Genomic DNA, 17666 nt, shown 5'->3' on the forward strand with positions numbered 1-17666 from the left:
GGATCATCTTGGTTGAAGATCACTGACGATCAGCCGAGGAGATGCGACACCAGCCCATCGGCGAGCTTGGGCTCGAACCAGGTCGACTTTGGGGGCATCAGGGCGTCGGCGTCGGCGACCGCGAGGAGATCCTCGATGCGGGTCGCTGGGAGTGAGAAGGCGGCGGCCATTTCACCGCTGTCGACGCGGGCGCTGAGCCCTTCGAGGCCGCGGCTGCCGCCGACGAAGTCGATGCGCTCGTCGCGGCGCGGGTCGGTGATGCCGAGCAGCGGGCTGATGAGCTGATCGTGCAGCAGACTGACATCGAGCCGACCGATCGGGTCGCGCTCCGGGATGCGCTCAGGCGCCAGCCTCAGCCGATACCAGCGACCTTGGAGATAGAGCCCGACCTCGCCGCGCGCGCTGGCTGCGACGGGCTGAGCACAGGGCTCGACCGTATAGGCCGAGGCGACCTGCGCTAAGAACTGATCCGCCGAGCGTCCGCCAAGATCGCGCACGACTCTGTTGTAGGGCAGGATGCGCAGCTGATCGTGCGGAAAGAGCACGGCCAGGAAGTGATTATCGCCCGTGCCCGTCTCGGCATGACGTGCACCCCCCATCTCTGCAACCCGCGCGGCAGCGGCGGCGCGATGATGGCCGTCGGCGATGTAGAGCCGCTCGAGCGCCTCGCAGGCCTGGCTGAGCGCATCGATCTGGTCGCCGGCGTCGATCGACCAGAGCTGGTGGCGGACCCCGTCGGCGGCGGTGAGGTCGATCTCGGCGGGGGCTTGGCAGTAGGCTTGCAGCCGGTCGTCGATCGCCGCGTTGGCGTGATAGGCGAGCAGCACCGGTCCGGTCTGGGCGTTGAGCGCGCTGATCTGGCGCACCCGATCCTGCTCCTTCGCTGGCCGGGTCAGCTCGTGGCGGCGGATGCGACCGGCGCGATAGGCCGCCACCGATGCGGCGGCGACTAGGCCAGTCTGTTGATGATGCGTTCCCAGGCTCAGGCGATAGGCGTAGTAGCCTGGGGTTCGATCTTGCCGCAGGGTGCCATCGGCGCGCAGCCGCTGCAGATTCTCGCGCGCCTTGGCGTAGACCGCCTCGGCGTAGGGATCAGTGCCCTCCGGCAGGTCGACCTCGGCGCGGGAGATGTGCAAGAAGCTGCGTGGCCGGCCTTGGACCATGGCGCGCGCCTCGGCGGTGTTCATCACATCGTAGGGCGGTGCGGCCACCTCGGCGGCGCGCTCGGGGAGCGGTCGGAGACCGGCAAAGGGTGCAATCAGTCTCATGGGCAATCTCTAGGCGTGGCGATGGAAGGCTTCAGCGTGGTGGCGGTGCGTAGAGGAGGCCACCTTGGCTCCAGAGCGCATTCAAGCCGCGCTTGATGTTGAGCCCAGAGGCCTTGCCCAGGTTGCGCTCGAACAGCTCCGCATAGTTGCCAACCGCAAGGATTACCCGATAGCCCCATTCTGGCTCGATGCCGAGTGCCTTGGCGCTCTCGCCGTCGAGATCGAGTAGGGTGCGGACGGCATCCGTCTGCGCGCGCGCCTTGGCGGTGGTGACATTGTCCGAGCTGATGCCCATTTCTTCGGCGTTGATCAGCGTGTAGAGCGTCCAGCGCACCAGATCCAGCATGCGGCTCTCGTCCTTGACGACCGCGGGCGAGAGCGGATCGCGCGAGATCACCTCGGGCAAGATGCGCTGGCTCTCGGGCTGCTCAAGCCGGGCGCGCAGTGCGAAGAGCTGCGAACGATCGGCGGTCAGGGTCGTGCACTTGCCTTCGAGGTAGGCCTTGGTGGCGGCCTTGAGGTCCGGGTACTGCTTCAGCTCCATCGGCATCTGGTGGCGTTGGAAGTAGCGTTTGGCGTTGTCGAGATTGGTGGTGTCGGCGATGGCGCAGATCTTGGCGCCGCCAAGCTCGAGCGTGCTCAGGGTGTTGGTCGAGCGCGGCACCATGAAGCCTTGACCGTCGTAGTAGAGGATGGCGGCGAAGCTCACGCCCTGGGTCAGGTCGCGCGCTTGGGTCCAGGTGGTATTGCGCGCGAGTAGATCGATCTTGCCGTCACGCAGTGCATCGAAACGCTCGGCCGTGGTCAGTGGGATCAGCTCGACCTTGTCGGCTGAACCAAGGGCGGCGGCGGCGACGGCACGGCAGAGGTCGATGTCGATGCCGCTCCAGTCGCCGTCGTCATCCCGATAGGACAGGCCCGGGATCTCGCCATTGACGCCACAGCGCAGCAGCCCGCGCTCGTGGACGTCATCCAGTTGGTCGGCGGCCGCTGCGAGCGGAGCGAGGAGCAGCACGAGCAAGAGCCCGAGGAGCCTGTAGGTCGTGAGTTGCATCGATCGAATCCTGTTCCTAAAAACCGAAAAAATGGCTGATGGAGGTTTCTCGGCACTGCGCTCTCCGTTGATCGCGCCCGGGCGGGCAACTGGAGTCTTAGTCAGTGCTCACCAGGATAGCAAGGCCCACTGTGGCACTTGCAGGTCGAAGCCTGGTCGTCCGCGATTCCATTCCATGTCACCGGAGCCGTCGGTATCCACCAGATAGTAAGGGGCGCCGGCCGTGGGGGTGATCCGCACCATGTAGACGTTGTTGTTGACACTGAACTCCTCGACGGTGCGGTTCTGATAATCGCGAACGCGCACCTGAGGCGCGATATCGGCCTCGGTGACACGCAGATCGAGCTCACTCAGCGATGGCTGCGGCCAAGCGGTCGTTGCCAAGGTCGCGACGCAGCCGCCAAGCAGACCGATGGCATAGGGGCGGCAGGACCTGAGTTGGCGCATGGGGTTTCCCGGCAGTCAAAGTAAGCAGAGATGATAGCAGGAACGCCAAGCGGCTCGCCGCTCGCTGGTGGCTGATCCTGATCGCGGTTCATTGCGTTTAGCCGGACTGGCGCAGCGCGGTCAAGGGCGGGCGCACCAGCAGCCCATAGGTTCCCAGGGTGCCGGCGGCGCCCACCAGTAGACCGCTGCCGAGCACGCCACCGATCCACAGCCAAGGATTAAAGGCGAACGGCAACCCAAACAGCTCGCGCGCTAGCACCCAGCCGGTCAGCTCGGCGAACAGCGAGGCGATCAGCCCGGCCAGCAGCCCGGCTGTGGTCAGCTCGACCGCAAGCGCGAATAGCAGCTGTCGCCGCTGAGCCCCAAGCGCGCGCAGTACACCATGCTCGGCGCGCCGCACCGCCAGGCTGGCCTGAATGCCGGCGTACATCACCAGCAGACCCGCCACGAGGGTGAACAGGAAGACGAATTCAACCGCCTGAATCCCCTGTCGAATGATCCCCTGCACCTGCTCGAGCAGGGTGCCGACATCGATCAGGGTCACGCTGGGGAAGGCCTGCATCAGTTTAGTCACCAACGCCTCTTCGCCATCGGGCAAATAGAAACTGGTGACATAGGTCGCGGGCTCCGCGGCGAGCAGCGAGGGTGGAGCAATGACGAAGAAGTTGACGTTGAAGCTGTCCCATTGCACCTGGCGCAGGCTGGTGACCGGCGCCTCCAGCTCGCGTCCGGCGACCCAGAAACGCAGTGTCTCGCCCAGCTCGATCCCGAGCGTCTCGGCGATGCCTTCCTCGACCGAGAATTGCCCCGGCGCCTCGGCATCGGCCCACCAGCGTCCGGCGACGATCTCGTTATCGCCCTGCATCTGCGCCGCGAAGCTGAGATTGAATTCGCGCTCGGCGAGTCGTTGTGCTCGCGGCTCCTCGAAGTCCTCGTCTGGCTTCACGGCCTCGCCGTTGATGGCCTGCAGACGGCCGCGCACCATCGGATAGATGCCCGAGGATTCCAGGCCCTGCTGGCGCAGGAAGGCGGCGAGGGCATCGACCTCGTTGGGTTGGATATTGATCAAGAAGCGGTTTGGGGCGCCCTCAGGCAGGGTCTCTTGCCAACTGCGCAGCAGGTCGAGGCGTACCACTGCGAGCAGCAGCAGGGCCAGGATGCCGAGCCCCAGACCGACGATGCTGAGTACGGACGCGGTAGGTCGGCGCGACAGCCCCGCCAGACCCAGCCGCCAGACCCCGCGTGCATGATGGGTGGCGCGACCAGCGAGCCAGACCAGCAGGCTTGCGACCAGCCCGAGCACCAGCACCGCCGCCGCGACGCCGCCGAGCAGCTTGCCAGCGAGCGCCGGATCGCCGGCCTGCCAGAGGATCAATAAGGCAAGTGCACCCAGCGCGGCGGCGGCACTGACCGCGACCGAGGCCCGCGGTGGCCCGAGATCGCGCCGCAGTACCCGCAGCGGCGGCACATCGGCGAGCTGCAGCAGCGGCGGTAGCCCAAAGCCGGCGAGTGCCACCAGGCCGGTGCCGAGTCCAACCCAGGCCGGCGCGCTGCCGGCGGCCGGCAAGGCGCCGGGGAACCAGTCCGCGAGCAACGCCGCCAACCCAAACTGCGCCAGCCAGCCGAGCGCGACACCGATGACGCCCGCCACCAGGCCGAAGAACAGCAGGCGCAGCGCGAACACCCGCGTCAGCAGATGTCGTGGCGCGCCCAGGCAGCGCATCACCGCAACCGCGTCGGTCTGGCGCTCGACCAGCCGCCGGCTGGCCAACGCCATCGCCGCGCCGGCGACCAGCAGTGTCGTCAGCGCGGCCAGATGCAGAAAGCGGCTGGCGCGATCAACGGCCGATTCAAACTCCGGTCGGGCGTTGCGCGCGTCGATCAGCTCCGCATCCGGCGGCAGTCTTGTCGCTACCCAATCGCGATAGGCGGCCACGGCGTCTGATTCACCGGCGATCAGCAGCCGATGACTGACACGACTCGCCTCGTTGACCAACCCGGTCGTCTCGAGGTCGGTCAGCGCCATCATGACGCGCGGCGCGATCTGGAAGAAATTACCGCCCCGATCGGGCTCGTAGGCGATCACGGCGCTGATCGGCAGCTCGCGCTCGCCCAGTGTCAGCTGGCTGCCGGTCTGCTTGCCCAACACATGCAGGAGGCGCGGCTCGACCCAGACCTCGCCGGATGCGGGGCCGGTCGCGACGGGAATCTCGGCTAGGCCTGAGGCCGCGGCTGCCGGTGCGGTCGCAGCTGCAGTTGACGATGAGGTTGAATTTGTCGGAGCGGCCTGGGCTGAGGTGGCGTCATCAGTGGGGCTTGGCACCGCAGGCGAGCCCTCGAATGATGTTTCCGGAAAGCGGCTGTTTGCGAGCGTCGTTGCGGAATCAATCGAGCCACCGTTTGCAGCGCGATCTGTTGTGCCAAGTCCGTTCACGCGCTGCTTGATCCGCAGCTCGCCGCGTAGCGGATAGCCGGCATCGACGGCCTTGACCTGCACCAGCTGACTGGTCTCACCGGCGAAGACGACGCTGCGGAATGTCAGGGTGCGCGCGAGCTTCAGCCCGCGTTCCTTGGCCTCATCGGCAAGCGAGGCTGGGATGGTCCCCGTTGCGTTGATTGCCAGATCGGCCGCGAGCAGCTCGCCACCTTGGCGCTGCATCGCCGTCTCGATGCGATCGGTGAAGAAGCCGACCGCGGTGATCGCGGCGACGGTCAAGATCAACGCGGCGGCGAGCAGATACAGCTCACCACTTCGCCAGTCGCGACGCAGCAGGCGCAGCGCTAGTCGCCAAGCGGCGATCGGGCTGGGCGCCGATCCCATCACTGGGGCTCCCCGATTGAACATCGCGCGATTGCTCATGAGGTGATCGCCCCGGGTTGTCGTTGTGTTTGGCCCTGTTGTGGTCGGTCTCTGACACCCTCATGCCGAGAAATGCCGCTGACTCCGTCATTGCGAGAACCGCCACTGATACCATTGCCCTGAGGTCGGTCAATGCTGAGGTCGTCTCGAGGCTGACCACCGCTGCTGATGCCATTGCCCTGAGGTCGGTCCTTGCTGCGGTCGTCCCGAGACTGAATGCTCATGCCGTCACCTCTAGTCGCCCCGCGCTCATGCTGAGCCGACGATCACAGCGGCGGGCCAACGCGGGGTCGTGGGTGACCAGCACCAACGCCGCGCCGGCGTCTTGGCGCAGCCCGAACAGCAGATCGATGATGCGCGCGCCGGTGGCCTCGTCCAGATTACCGGTGGGCTCATCGGCGAACAGCACCTCGGGGCCAGGCGCAAAGGCGCGCGCAATCGCCACCCGCTGCTGCTCGCCCCCGGAGAGCTGACGCGGATAATGGCCGCGCCGCTCGCTCAGCCCGACACGCTCGAGTGCGGCCTCGGCGGTGCGCTTGGCCGAGCCGGCGTTGTGGCCGCTGGCGAGCTCCAGTGGCAACAGCACATTCTCGAGTGCGGTCAAGGTCGGAATCAGCTGAAAACTTTGGAACACGAAGCCGACCCGGCCAGCACGCAAGGCGGCGCGGGCGTCTTCATCAAGCGGCTCGAGCGCGCTGCCGCAAAGCTCAACCGAGCCGCTGCTGGCGCGGTCCAGCCCAGCGAGCAGCCCAAGCAGGGTCGATTTGCCGCTGCCGGAGGCACCGATGATCGCCACCGCCTCGCCAGGCGCGACCTCGAGATCGACCGCGTTGAGGATATCCAGTGGGCCGGTTGGGCCGATGACCTGCTTGGACAGGCCTCTCGCGCGACAGATCGGGCCTGCCGTGGCGGCAACGCCTGGCTTGGCTGGCGCCGGGTCGGTACCCTTGCCCGCATTGGCCTTGAAACCGTCGTTATTGGGAGCCTGATCCAACATGCTGCGTCTTCTCCTCTCATTACTGTTGCTGCTGCCCCTCGCGGCCATCACCGAGGCATCGGCGAGCGAGCCTATGACTGCTCCTGCCTTCGATCAGGGCCAGATCGATCGCGTTGCCGAGGCGCCAATCGCCGAGGCCATTGAGCTTACCGATGAGCCCACCGAGGCCAAAGAGTCAGTCGAGGCCGAAACGGCAGCGGAGGCCGCAGAGCCAATCGAGGCTGCAGAGCCGGCCCAAGCCGCCGGTCAGACCGATGCGCCGGTGCTGTTAGTGCTCGGTGACAGCCTGAGCGCCGCCTATGGTTTGCCGTTGGACCAGGGCTGGGTCAGTCTGTTGCAAGCACGCATCGACGAGCGCGGTCTTCCCCATCGGGTGGTCAATGCCGCGATCTCGGGGGACACCGTCGCTGGTGGCCTGAGCCGGCTGCCGGCCTTACTCGCCGAGCACCAGCCAGCGATCCTGCTGATCGAGCTAGGCGCCAATGACGGGCTGCGCGGATTTCCACCGGCAAAGATCGAAGACGATCTGGTGACGCTAGTCGAGCAAGCGCAAGCGGCCGATGCGCAAGTGGTGCTGGTTGGCCTGCGTCTCCCGCCCAACTATGGTCCGGCCTACACCGAGCGCTTTCAACGACTGTTCGCAAAGGCTGCGGAGCGGACGGGGGTCGCGCTGGTTCCGCGTCTGCTTGCTGGTGTCGCCGAGGATCTCGCGCTGATGCAGGCCGATGGTCTGCATCCGACCGCTGAAGCCCAGCCGATGATCCTTGGGACGGTTTGGCCGGTTTTGGAGCCGCTGCTCAAGGGTGCTGATTAAGCATGGCCGCGATGGCATGGATGAATTCCGCCTATGCGACGCTGAGTGTTTTCGGAATCTCGGCGACGAAGGCCTCCAGATTGAGCGGCTGTGCCAGTTCGCCCATCAGCGGTCGCGGATGAAGTCGTAGATGTTCAGATAGTCCTGGCCTGGGTGGTTCCAAGAGTAGTCGGCGCTCATCGCATTCTTCATCAGCTCGCGGAAATGCTCCGGGTACTGGTAGTAACAGTCGATGGCGCGGATCAAGGCCGATTCGAGTCCTGGCACATCGTAGTTGTCGAACCGGTAGCCGTTGCGCTGATGCAACGGGCGATCGGAGTGGTCCTTATCAAACACGGTATCGGCAAGGCCACCAACGGTGCGGACCACCGGTACGGTGCCGTAGCGCAGCGCGATCAGCTGGGTCAGGCCGCAGGGCTCGAATTGACTCGGTACCAGCATGATGTCCGCACCGGCATAGATGAGGTGTGAGAGATCCTCGTCGAAACCGATCTCGAGATGACAGTCAGGGCTGTCATTGAGCATCTGCTTCAGGCCCCAGAAGTCATTGTTGATGCCTTGGTCGGGACTGGAGCCAAGCAGCACGAACTGGGCGCCGCGCTCGAGGGTCGCGAAGATGGCATGGCGCACCAGATCCAGGCCCTTTTGCGGGTCGAGCCGACCGATGAAGGCGACAATCGGCTTCTCGTTGTCGGCGAGCATCAGCCGATGACGCAGCGCGCGTTTGTTCTCATATTTGTCGTCGAGATTGTCAACACCATAGTTGACTGGAATGTAGCGATCGACCTCTGGATTCCAGACGTCGTAATCGATTCCATTGACGACACCGCCGTACTTCATGTGATGGGTGTGCAGCGTTGACTCGAGGCCGAAGCCCTGGCCTTGGTCCTTGGTCTCGAAGGCGTAGCGCGGCGAGACGGTGGTGACGAAGTTGGAATAGACGATGCCGCCTTTGAGGAGGTTGATCGCATTCTTGTGGTGGTTGTCGCCCATCCGAACCCAATCGAAGAAACGCTCGGGCTGATGCAGACCAGTGGCGCGCAGCAGCTCGGCGCCGGTGACGCCCTGATGCTTGAAGTTGTGGATGGTCATGCAGACCCGTGGATGGGTCATGCCGAGCGACTGATAGAACTCGTAGAGGAACACCGGCACCAGCGCGGTCTGCCAGTCGTGGCAGTGGATGATGTCCGGATGCTTGCCGGACTGCCAGAGGAACTCGATCGCTGCGCGCGAGAAGAAGGCATAGCGGAAGACATCATCCGGGAAGCCATAGATGCTGCCGCGGTTGAAGAAGTTGTCGTGCGAGTGCGGCTCGATGAAGAAGCACTTGCGGTCGTGGACGAAGCCGAAATAAACCGTGCAGTGAATCGCGCCCTCGTACCAGGGGACCCAGAGGTCGTTGTAGACCGGCTGCAGATCAAAGATGTGGTCGTAGCGTAGGTTGTCGTACTTCGGCAGGATGATCTCGACATGGTTGCCGCGGATGGCCAATTCCCGGCTCAAGCCGAAGACCACATCAGCCAAGCCGCCGATCTTGGCGATCGGTGCCATCTCTGGCGTGATCTGGACGATGAACAGACTTGGGCGCGGCGCATGATAGACCGCAGGCTCTGGCGGGCTCTCATCTGGTGCCTCGGCGACTTGCGGCTGTTCTGCGAGGGATTCTGGGACGACCGCCGCAGTGTCCTCCGTGACGGGTGCCGCGGTCGGCTCGACAGCGGGCTCCGGCGTCCTGGGTGGTGCGGGCTCTGTCGGCACTTCCGCTGAAGGCACTGAGGTCGGGGCGACGCTTGCCTTGGGGCGGGGCTCGGGCTTTTTCGCAGGTTTCGTTGCCTCGGCACCCTTGGTCGTCATCGGTTCATGAGAGGAGCCTGATGCCGATGCTGTTGGAGTTGCAGGTGCTTTGCTTGAAGCCGCCGTGGCCTTGGCTGGCGCCGCAGGTGCTTTAGCCGACGCAGCGGGTGCTTTAGTTGACGCGGCGGGCGCCACAGGTGCTTTAGCCGACGCAGCGGGCACTTTGGCCGGCGCCGCAGGTATTTTAGCCGACGCAGCGGGCACTTTGGCCGGCGCCGCAGGTGTCGCCTGCTTTGGCTTGGCGGTTGCCTCTGTCGGCTTAGCGGCTGCGCCTTTTGCGTCTGGCTTCGGCTCGACTGGAGCCTCGGCCTTGCGGCTAGCGGGGGCCTTGGTCTTCTTCGTGGTCGTTGGCTTTTTTGCCATCGCTGCTCACCTGCGCGCTCTGAGTGCTTCGAATGCTGGGTGTGGTCGGCCGTCTGTCGGTGCTTTCCCGGGGGCTTGCCAAGGGCAAGCCTGCCGCTCAATCGGCTGTTGTTGCGGGATCGAGGCTGTTGCCTTCACCTTCGCCTTCGTGTTGGTCGGCGGCTAATGCTGGTCGGGGCTTGAGCACGATGCCGGCCAATGGCGGAAGGGTGAGCAGCACAGACTGCGGATGGTTCATCCAGTGCACCGGCTTGGTGCGGATGGGGGCGCCGCTGTTATTCACGCCGCTGCCACCAAAAACGGTCTCGTCAGAGTTGAAGATCTCCTCATAGGCGCCAGCGACCGGAACCCCGATCCGATAGTCTTGGCGTGGGACAGGCGTGAGATTGAGCGCAATCACCAGATGAGGGGGCGCCGATAGAAACTCGCTGTCGTCCTCGGCCGGCTGCTTGCGCTGATAGATCAGCACGGAGTTTTGTGCATCACGGCAGTCGATCCACTCGAAACCTTCCCCGTTGAAATCGAGCCGATGTAACGGCGGCTGTGCTTGGTAGAGCCGATTGATGCGCCGCACTAGCTGTTGGATGCCTTGGTGGAACGGGTACTCGAGGACATACCAATCGAGGATGCGCTGGCTGTCCCATTCCTCGCCTTGGCCGAACTCGCTGCCCATGAACAGCAGCTTCTTGCCGGGGTGAGTGAACATATAGGTGTATAGCAGGCGTAGGTTGGCAAAGCGTTGCCATTCGTCGCCAGGCATGCGGTACAGCAGTGAGCGCTTGCCGTGCGTGACTTCATCATGCGAGAAGGGCAGCAGGAAGTTCTCGGTGAACGCGTAGAGCATGCTGAAGGTTAGCGCGTCCTGGTGATACTGGCGGTGGATCGGGTCCTCCTTGAAGTATTCCAGGGTGTCGTTCATCCAGCCCATGTTCCACTTCAGGTCGAAGCCGAGGCCGCCGACGTAGGTCGGCCGCGTGACCTGGGGCCAGGAGGTCGACTCCTCGGCCATCACCAGCGCCCCAGGTACCTGGTCGTGGACGACCTCGTTGAGCTCGCGTAGGAAGGCGATGGCCTCGAGGTTTTCGCGGCCACCGTACTGGTTTGGCAGCCAGTCGGTACGCGAATAGTCCAGATAGAGCATGGAGGCGACAGCGTCGACGCGCAGAGCATCGATGTGGAATTCTTCGAGCCAGAACAGGGCGCTGGAGATCAGGAAGTTCTTCACCTCGTTGCGCCCGAAGTTGAAGATCAGGGTTTGCCAGTCGAGGTGTTCGCCGAGGCGCGGGTCTGCGTGCTCATAGAGTGCGGTGCCGTCGAAGCGGCCGAGGCCATGGGCATCCTTCGGGAAGTGCGCCGGTACCCAATCCAGGATCACACCGATGCCTTGGGCATGGCAGTGGTCGACCAGGTAGCGGAAATCGTCTGGACTGCCAAAGCGACTGGTGGGGGCGTAATAACCGGTGGTCTGATAGCCCCAAGAGAGATCGAATGGATGCTCGGTGATGGGCATCAGCTCGATGTGCGTAAAGCCGAGGTCTTTGGCGTACTCGACCAGGCGCTCGCCGAGCTCGCGATAGTTGAGCATCTCGCCCTCGGGGCCGCGCTGCCAGGAGCCTAGATGCACCTCATAGATCGACATCGGGCTGTGTTGCCAGTCGAATGCGGCTCGCGCCTCGCGCCAGGACTCATCGCTCCAGCGGAAGCGGCTGGGCGGCTCGACGATGCTGGCCGTGCTTGGGCGGACCTCGGCGCGTCGTCCATAAGGGTCGGACTTGAGTAGGATGGCGCCGTCGCGCGAGCGGATCTCGAACTTGTAGAGCAGGCCGGGCGGCAGATCCGGGATGAACAGCTCCCAGACGCCGTTGCCGTGCACGCGCATGGGGTGGCTGCGGCCATCCCAATCATTGAATTCGCCCACCACGCTGACGCGGGCGGCGTTGGGCGCCCAAACAGCAAACAGTACCCCGGCGATACCATCGGTTTCATGCACCCTGGCGCCGAGCAGTCGGTAAGCGTGCCAGTGGCGCCCCTCGCCGAACAGATGCATGTCGAAGTCGGGCACCTGGGGGGCGAAGCTGTAGGGGTCATGGGCGATGTGCTCGCGGTGATCTTGGTCGCGCCAGATCAGCCGATAATGCTCCGGCAGATTCTCGGCGGGGCCGCGCCATTCGAAGATGTCGGTGCCACTCACTCGCTCCATCTGCTGCTGCAGCTCGGCAATGGAGACGCTCTCCGCCTGCGGCAAGATCGCACGCACGCAGACCTGATCCCCCTCGCGATGGGGGCCAAGCGCGGCAAAGGGATCAGCGTGGGTGGCTTCGGTGAGTTGGCGGAGCGTTGCAGGGAGTTGGTCGTGGCTCATCCAAGATGCCTCTTAATTTAGAGATGGGTCGTCGCGGGCGCGTTTGCTAGGCGCTAGCGGGAATACGGGATGTATGGGTGGGAATGGACTCAGCCGATGTCCTTTGTTGGGTCAAGGCCCTGCTTGCGGACATACATGAGGAGCTCCTTCGCGCGGCCCATGGTCTGGGCGAGGGCACGCAGATCTTGCTGTTCGCTGTCTTCCTTGGGGAATTCCATCCACTCGTTGCCGTCGAGTGCCTGGAAACCCATGCTCCAGTCCGGATACTGGCTGTGTGAGACCAGTTCCTCGAACAGCAGCGCGATGTCGGTATGACGCTGGTCTTTGCAGATCTGTTTAAACAGTTCGCGAACCACGTTGGGCTCGCCTTCGAGCACCTGGAGAAAATGTCCGCCTTGAAACAACAGCAGCCCGGTAATGCTTTTTTCCGCGTTGTGCTTGCGCGCATAGGTCAAGAGCTCGAGCAGTTCGCCCCGGCTGAAGTCCTGTGTCGCGGTGCTGGCGTAGCAAAGTTGAAAGGGCATGGCCCGCAACTCCAATGATCAGGTTATCGTTCGATCCGCTGATTCTACGCGTTCACGCGCGCTCATGGCGTAGTCGTGATCACGAAGGATCCTTGGGTTGCCATCCGCTGGCGCATGATGAGGCGCATGATGTCCTGAGGTTGGGGACGCGAGCCTGGCATAATGCGCGGTCTTGGGCCGGCAGCCTCGGGCTGCGGTGACTCTGACTTCGACTGTCGTGGACATTCTGCCGATGCGTATCAAGGTTTGGGATCTGCCGACACGCGTCTTCCATTGGACGCTTTTCCTCGCGGTGATAGCGGCTGTTCTGACCGGCCTGCAGGGTGGTAACTGGATGCTCTGGCACGAGCGTGCTGGGCTGTTGATCCTGGGGCTGTTGGTGTTCCGCCTCATCTGGGGCCTGCTGGGCTCGACCTACGCGCGCTTTGCGCAGTTCTTTCCCACGCCGAGGAAGATCCTGGCCTATCTGCGCGGCCACTGGCATGAGGAGGGGCATAACCCACTTGGCGCCTTGTCGGTGTTTGCGCTGCTCTTGGTGCTGTTGTTCCAGGCCGTCAGCGGGCTGTTCAGTAACGACGACATTGCCTTCAACGGGCCGCTCTATGCGTTGGTGAGCAAAGCGGATAGCAACGGGCTCAGCAGGCTGCATCGCCAAGGGCTTTGGGTCATCCTCGCGCTGGTGAGCTTGCATATCCTGGCCGTGCTTTATTACAGCCTACTGCGGCGTAACAACCTGATCCGACCCATGCTCACTGGCTGGAAGCCGGCGCCGCAGAATGGCGCACACGCGAGCTCTGCACGGGGCGGTCCCCTCTGGGCGTTGCTGTTGGGGCTGCTGCTGAGCGGACTGGCGGTCTGGGCTGCGAATGGCGGCTTATTGCCACCGCCACCACCTCCGCCACCGGCGAGTAGCCTGCCGAGTTGGTGAGCGGTTGGTGATCGGGATGGATCGCCTGTGTTGGCGGCGCCGCTTTTAGTGCCGGGGGGCTGTGCAAGGCGTTGTTGTTGCTGTTGCTCGGGCTGCTGGTCGCTGGCAAGGCCGTGGCTGGCCTCGCCGAGTGGCTCTAGGTGGCTCTGAGGGTTAGGTCGCCTAGCTTGAGGCTAGGCGGTGAGCGCCTAGCGCGATCAGGCTCAGTCCTTGCGGTACTTCTTGTGGCAAGCCTTGCAGCTTTCGCCGAGCTGACCAAAAGCGGCCTTGACCTCAGCCTCATCGCCGAGAGCAGCCGTCTCGGCCATGTTGTTGGCGGCTTCGATGAAGGCCACGGCGACCTCGCCAACACCTTCTTGATCAGTAAACAACTCGGGCTTGACGCGGGTCTTCACGTCGCCGATGTCCTTGTCGGTACCTGGGCCATAGAGCGCGCCCATGCCAGAATTGGCGATGCCGGCGATGGCGTTGGCGGCGGCCTCGACCTGGGGCTGGCTGTAGTCGCCATCCAGGTTTGCCTTGATCTTGCCCATGTTCCATGACATGAAGCTGTAGCCAGCCTGGCGAGTCTGGATCTGCTCTTCTGGCTTGAGGTCGGCTGCGGTCGCGGTGCTGACGAAGGTGATCGCGAGGGCTCCGAGAGCGGCGGCACCTAAACAAGTGTTCATAGTGTTCATACTGGCTTCTCCTGAATCCTAGGATTTGGCTGGTGAATGGGGTTAGCTGGCGGATGATAGCGGTTAGCCGCCATGTCTGCACGGCAGCGAGGCTAATTTGGCTGTGAGCGAGCAATGCTGGGCATTGGCCTGCGCCCGCAGTTCAATCGCGCTCACCTGCGGCAGGCTGTCTCGATCCAGGAATAGCTTGATCGGGCAGCCGTGGCCCATGCACTATGCAACCTTGGTGTTCGCGACTTTGTTGGCGAGCTGTGGTGGTGTTCAAGTTCTTGCTGCGCTGTTTTTTAACGTGAATCTCAGGCGATTCATTGTCCGCAGTGGTGCCGGCGCCGCGCCATGGGCATTAGGGAGCTTGGGCTTTAAATCTTGGGCTTGCCGTTCAGTACGCCTTTCTTAGGGGAATGATCTCGATGGGTCCCTGGACGTTGCCGAACCTGTTGAGCGCCCTTCGGCTCGGCTCCGCGCCCTTGCTGCTGTTGCTTGCCATTTCCGAGCAGCGAGAGGCGTTTGTCTGGCTGCTGGCGCTGGCGTTCCTGACCGATGCGCTTGATGGTGTGCTGGCGCGAACCATGGGCCAGACCAGTCGTTTGGGCGCCCAGCTCGACTCCTGGGCCGATGTTGCGATCTACACGGTGACCGCGATCGCCCTTTGGCGGCTATGGCCTGCGTTAGTTCTTAGCGAGTGGATCGCTGTTGCCGCGGTGGTTGCCAGCTTCGTGCTGCCAGCGTTGGCGGGCCTGCTGCGCTTTCGCCGATTCACTAGCTATCACACCCTGCTGGTGAAGGTCGCTGTGGCGGCGACGTTCGTCGGGCTGTTGCTGATGCTGCTTGGCGTTTCGGTCTGGCCGTTTCGGTTGGCAGCGCTACTCGCTGTGCTGGCCGCTCTTGAGGAGCTTGCCATCACCGCCGTGCTGCGCGAGGAGCGCTCGGACGTCGTGAGTCTTTGGCATGTGCTGCGTCAGCAGCGCGGGAGATCGCATGCCGACACCGCCTGAGTGCGTTGTTGGCCGCCGAGTTGAGTCGGCATCGACAGGCGATGATCACCGAGATCGACATCTGATCCAGGCTCCCTGAGCGGTTGGGTGCCGTGGGGCCGGGCGGTATGGACCTTCAGCCGTTGTATGGAAAGACGCTCGATTTGATCTAATGATTAAAAGCCTTTTTAGGGCTACAGATCCTTTACTGACTGTCGTTCCTTAGACCTTCGACCCAGTCGGCGACAAAGTCCTTGATCGACTCGATGAAATCTGGATCATGCTCGCTGCGGTTGATGGTGCAGTGGATCAGTGTGCCTTCGGGTGCTGCGGTGATCGTCCAAGCCAGTGCATTGGGGCAGCCAGGGAGGGTGAAGCGGATGCCATCGCGGATGCGCTCGCGCCGCACGCGAAACTGCCCCCAAAGGCAGTAGATCTCGCCGGCATCCTGGGTATCCGACCACTCCAAGACCCGGTCGATCGACGCGCACAGCTCAGCGAGTTTTGGGCCAGTCACCCGAGCTTGAAGCTGATCGGGGCTAAGCTGAGAGGAGGCTGTCGCGAAGAATTCCATGCTTCACTTCTCCCGCGCGAAAGGCCAGGCCATGATGCCACCTTCCATCACCTTGACATTGCGCCAGCCGTGCTGCTGTAGGATCGCCGCGCCCTCATAGCCGCGGAGCGAGATCTTGCAGTAGAGGATGATCTCGCGGTCCTTGTCTTGCGGTAGCTCATTGAGTCGGCCGCGGAGGGCGCCAAGTGGGATCAGGGTCTCACCGATGCCGAGCCGCATGGCCTCGAACTCCTCGGGACTCCGCGTATCCAGAATGAAGCAATCGGCGCCTTGGTCAGCGCGCTGCTTGACCTCGGTGACCGTGAGTCCCTGCATCAGCCCCTTGAGCTTGTTCTCCATCACCTGCGCCGAGACGATCGTATGATCGAGCGCTAGCGAGTAGGGCGGTGCATAGGGCAGGTCGGCGTTGACCATGTCCTCGACGCTCAGCTTGCCGCGGATCGCCATCGCCATGGTCGCAACGCGCTTGCTCACATCGCCAGGGCCAATGCACTGGAAGCCGATGATGCGGCCAGTCTTGCGCTCAGCGACCAGTTTGCTGATCAACAGCTTGCCGCTCATGAACACCGGGATATCGAGGCCAGAGATGGTTGCCGTCTCGATGTCGTCGAAGCCTGCGGCACGCGCGGCTTGAGCCGAAAGGCCGGTAAAACCGACCGTGTAATCGAAGATCTTGCAGATGCCGGTTTGTGTGATGCCGGGGAAGCGGGCGCTGTTGGGTTTGATCAGGTTCTGACCAGCGACTCGGCCCTGCAGGTTGGCGAGGTCGCCATAAGGCGCGCGCATCCATTGGCCGCTGACCAGTGACTTGCATTCGACGCAGTCGCCGACCGCATAGATGTCGGGGTCGGAGGTCTGCATCTGCTCGTTGACCCGAATGCCACCATGATCGCCGATCTCAAGACCAGCGAGCAGCGCCAGGTCGATATTGGGCCGCACGCCGACCGCGACCACCGCGAGTTGGCAAGGGAGCTCGGTACCATTGTCGAGCTTGACGCCCCTGAGTGTGCCGTTGTCGCCGAGGAACTCGGCGACACCGTTGCCGACGATGATGTCCGGGCCATGTGCGCGGATATGATTTTCGACCAGCTTGGCTAGGTCGGGGTCGAGAAAGGGTAGGATCTGCTGAGTCTTCTCGATGACGGTGGTGTCCATGCCGGCGAGACGCAGCGCCTCGCAGACCTCGAAGCCGATCAGTCCGCCACCGACGACCACGGCCTTGTCGACGGACTGCTCGTCGCGGATCGCACGCAGGGAGTCCGCATCGCCCATCGAGTGCAGGGTCTGCACCCCGTCCAGATCAAACCCCGGCGCATTCGGGCAGACCGGTCTTGCGCCAGTGGCAATGACAAGCCGATCGTAGTGCAACCGGCGCTCTTGCTCGGTCGGCAGATGCTTGACGGTGACGGTCTTGGCCTCGCGATCGATGCGCAGCGCTTCGGTCTGCACCAGCGCCTCGATGCCCTTGGCCTGGCCATAGAAATGAGGATCACGAACATTGCCGGCTGGGGTGCAGATCAGCATGTTGCGATCGTCGAAGGTACCGCCGACGTAGTAGGGGAAGCCGCAGGAGGCCATCGACAGCTCCTGCTCGCGCTGAATCAAGGTGATCTCGGCGAATTCATCCATGCGCCTGGCCTTAGCCGCGGCCTTGGGGCCAGCGGCAGCGCCGCCGATGACAACGATACGGGTGGGTTGCGGTGACATGCTGTCGATCCTGTTGGTGTCGATTCAGTAAGCGGCAGGGCTTGCTCCGACCGGAGGTCAGGAACAGCAGCAGATGCCAATGCGCGTTGCGCAGACTCAGAAGGTCTGCAGAAATCGCGCTTGCGCTGTCGTGGCCGCTTGCATCACGTCCAGGCGTTGTAGGCATCTTTAGGGGGAGTCTGAGTAGCGTCCTCGGACTTGGCGCTGATATCGATCAAAGCCAGCCTTGCTTTGGCTGCGCTCTTTGATCGGGAACAAGCCCG

Annotated in this window: 14 protein-coding genes; 3 read left to right on the forward strand and 11 right to left on the reverse strand. The window is 63.4% G+C overall.

Going from position 1 to position 17666, the window contains the following annotated elements; translation table 11 throughout:
• Positions 1-29: 29 nt before the first annotated feature.
• The 5 genes from VBE63_RS13865 to VBE63_RS13885 form a co-directional block, all read right to left on the reverse strand.
• The gene (locus tag VBE63_RS13865; RefSeq protein WP_323683623.1) at positions 30-1268 is read right to left on the reverse strand and encodes a DUF1015 domain-containing protein; all 1239 of its coding nucleotides are present in this window, start codon (positions 1266-1268) and stop codon (positions 30-32) included.
• 31 nt (positions 1269-1299) lie between these two features.
• Positions 1300-2322: an amino acid ABC transporter substrate-binding protein gene (locus VBE63_RS13870; protein ID WP_323683624.1), complete on the reverse strand. Its 1023-nt coding sequence runs from the start codon at positions 2320-2322 to the stop codon at positions 1300-1302.
• A gap of 108 nt (positions 2323-2430) precedes the next feature.
• Entirely contained in the window at positions 2431-2769 is a 339-nt protein-coding gene (locus VBE63_RS13875; protein ID WP_322827066.1) for a DUF2782 domain-containing protein, read from the reverse strand.
• Positions 2770-2866: 97 nt separating this feature from the next.
• The gene (locus VBE63_RS13880; protein ID WP_323683625.1) at positions 2867-5590 is read right to left on the reverse strand and encodes an ABC transporter permease; all 2724 of its coding nucleotides are present in this window, start codon (positions 5588-5590) and stop codon (positions 2867-2869) included.
• 259 nt (positions 5591-5849) lie between these two features.
• Complete coding sequence (locus tag VBE63_RS13885; RefSeq protein WP_323683626.1) at positions 5850-6626, reverse strand: ABC transporter ATP-binding protein; 777 nt, start codon at positions 6624-6626, stop codon at positions 5850-5852.
• Here VBE63_RS13885 and VBE63_RS13890 point away from each other — a divergent pair.
• Entirely contained in the window at positions 6625-7440 is an 816-nt protein-coding gene (locus VBE63_RS13890) for an arylesterase (RefSeq protein WP_323683627.1), read from the forward strand. The genes VBE63_RS13885 and VBE63_RS13890 overlap by 2 nt on opposite strands.
• 105 nt (positions 7441-7545) lie before the next feature.
• Here the strand turns inward: VBE63_RS13890 and glgA are convergent, their stop codons facing one another.
• From glgA to VBE63_RS13905, 3 genes are all read right to left on the reverse strand, one after another.
• Complete coding sequence (gene glgA / locus VBE63_RS13895; protein ID WP_416274557.1) at positions 7546-9294, reverse strand: glycogen synthase GlgA; 1749 nt, start codon at positions 9292-9294, stop codon at positions 7546-7548.
• A gap of 460 nt (positions 9295-9754) precedes the next feature.
• The gene (glgB, locus tag VBE63_RS13900; RefSeq protein ID WP_323683629.1) at positions 9755-12019 is read right to left on the reverse strand and encodes a 1,4-alpha-glucan branching protein GlgB; all 2265 of its coding nucleotides are present in this window, start codon (positions 12017-12019) and stop codon (positions 9755-9757) included.
• 89 nt (positions 12020-12108) lie between these two features.
• Entirely contained in the window at positions 12109-12543 is a 435-nt protein-coding gene (locus VBE63_RS13905; RefSeq protein WP_323683630.1) for a BLUF domain-containing protein, read from the reverse strand.
• Positions 12544-12775: 232 nt separating this feature from the next.
• Between VBE63_RS13905 and VBE63_RS13910 the strand changes: the two genes are divergently transcribed.
• Positions 12776-13471 (forward strand): cytochrome b/b6 domain-containing protein, encoded by a 696-nt coding sequence (locus VBE63_RS13910; protein ID WP_323683631.1) that lies wholly within the window; start codon positions 12776-12778, stop codon positions 13469-13471.
• A 203-nt stretch (positions 13472-13674) separates the two neighbouring features.
• Here the strand turns inward: VBE63_RS13910 and VBE63_RS13915 are convergent, their stop codons facing one another.
• Complete coding sequence (locus VBE63_RS13915; protein ID WP_323683646.1) at positions 13675-14139, reverse strand: cytochrome c; 465 nt, start codon at positions 14137-14139, stop codon at positions 13675-13677.
• A 419-nt stretch (positions 14140-14558) separates the two neighbouring features.
• Here VBE63_RS13915 and VBE63_RS13920 point away from each other — a divergent pair, with 419 nt between their 5' ends.
• Entirely contained in the window at positions 14559-15143 is a 585-nt protein-coding gene (locus VBE63_RS13920) for a CDP-alcohol phosphatidyltransferase family protein (protein ID WP_323683632.1), read from the forward strand.
• A 184-nt stretch (positions 15144-15327) separates the two neighbouring features.
• Here the strand turns inward: VBE63_RS13920 and VBE63_RS13925 are convergent, their stop codons facing one another.
• Both VBE63_RS13925 and VBE63_RS13930 read right to left on the reverse strand, forming a co-directional pair.
• Positions 15328-15696: a hypothetical protein gene (locus VBE63_RS13925; RefSeq protein ID WP_323683633.1), complete on the reverse strand. Its 369-nt coding sequence runs from the start codon at positions 15694-15696 to the stop codon at positions 15328-15330.
• A 3-nt stretch (positions 15697-15699) separates the two neighbouring features.
• Positions 15700-17403, reverse strand: a complete 1704-nt coding sequence (locus VBE63_RS13930; RefSeq protein WP_323683634.1) for an FAD-dependent oxidoreductase — start codon at positions 17401-17403, stop codon at positions 15700-15702.
• Positions 17404-17666: the final 263 nt, after the last annotated feature.

The organism is Lamprobacter sp., assembly GCF_034860625.1.
Taxonomy (GTDB): domain Bacteria; phylum Pseudomonadota; class Gammaproteobacteria; order Chromatiales; family Chromatiaceae; genus Lamprobacter.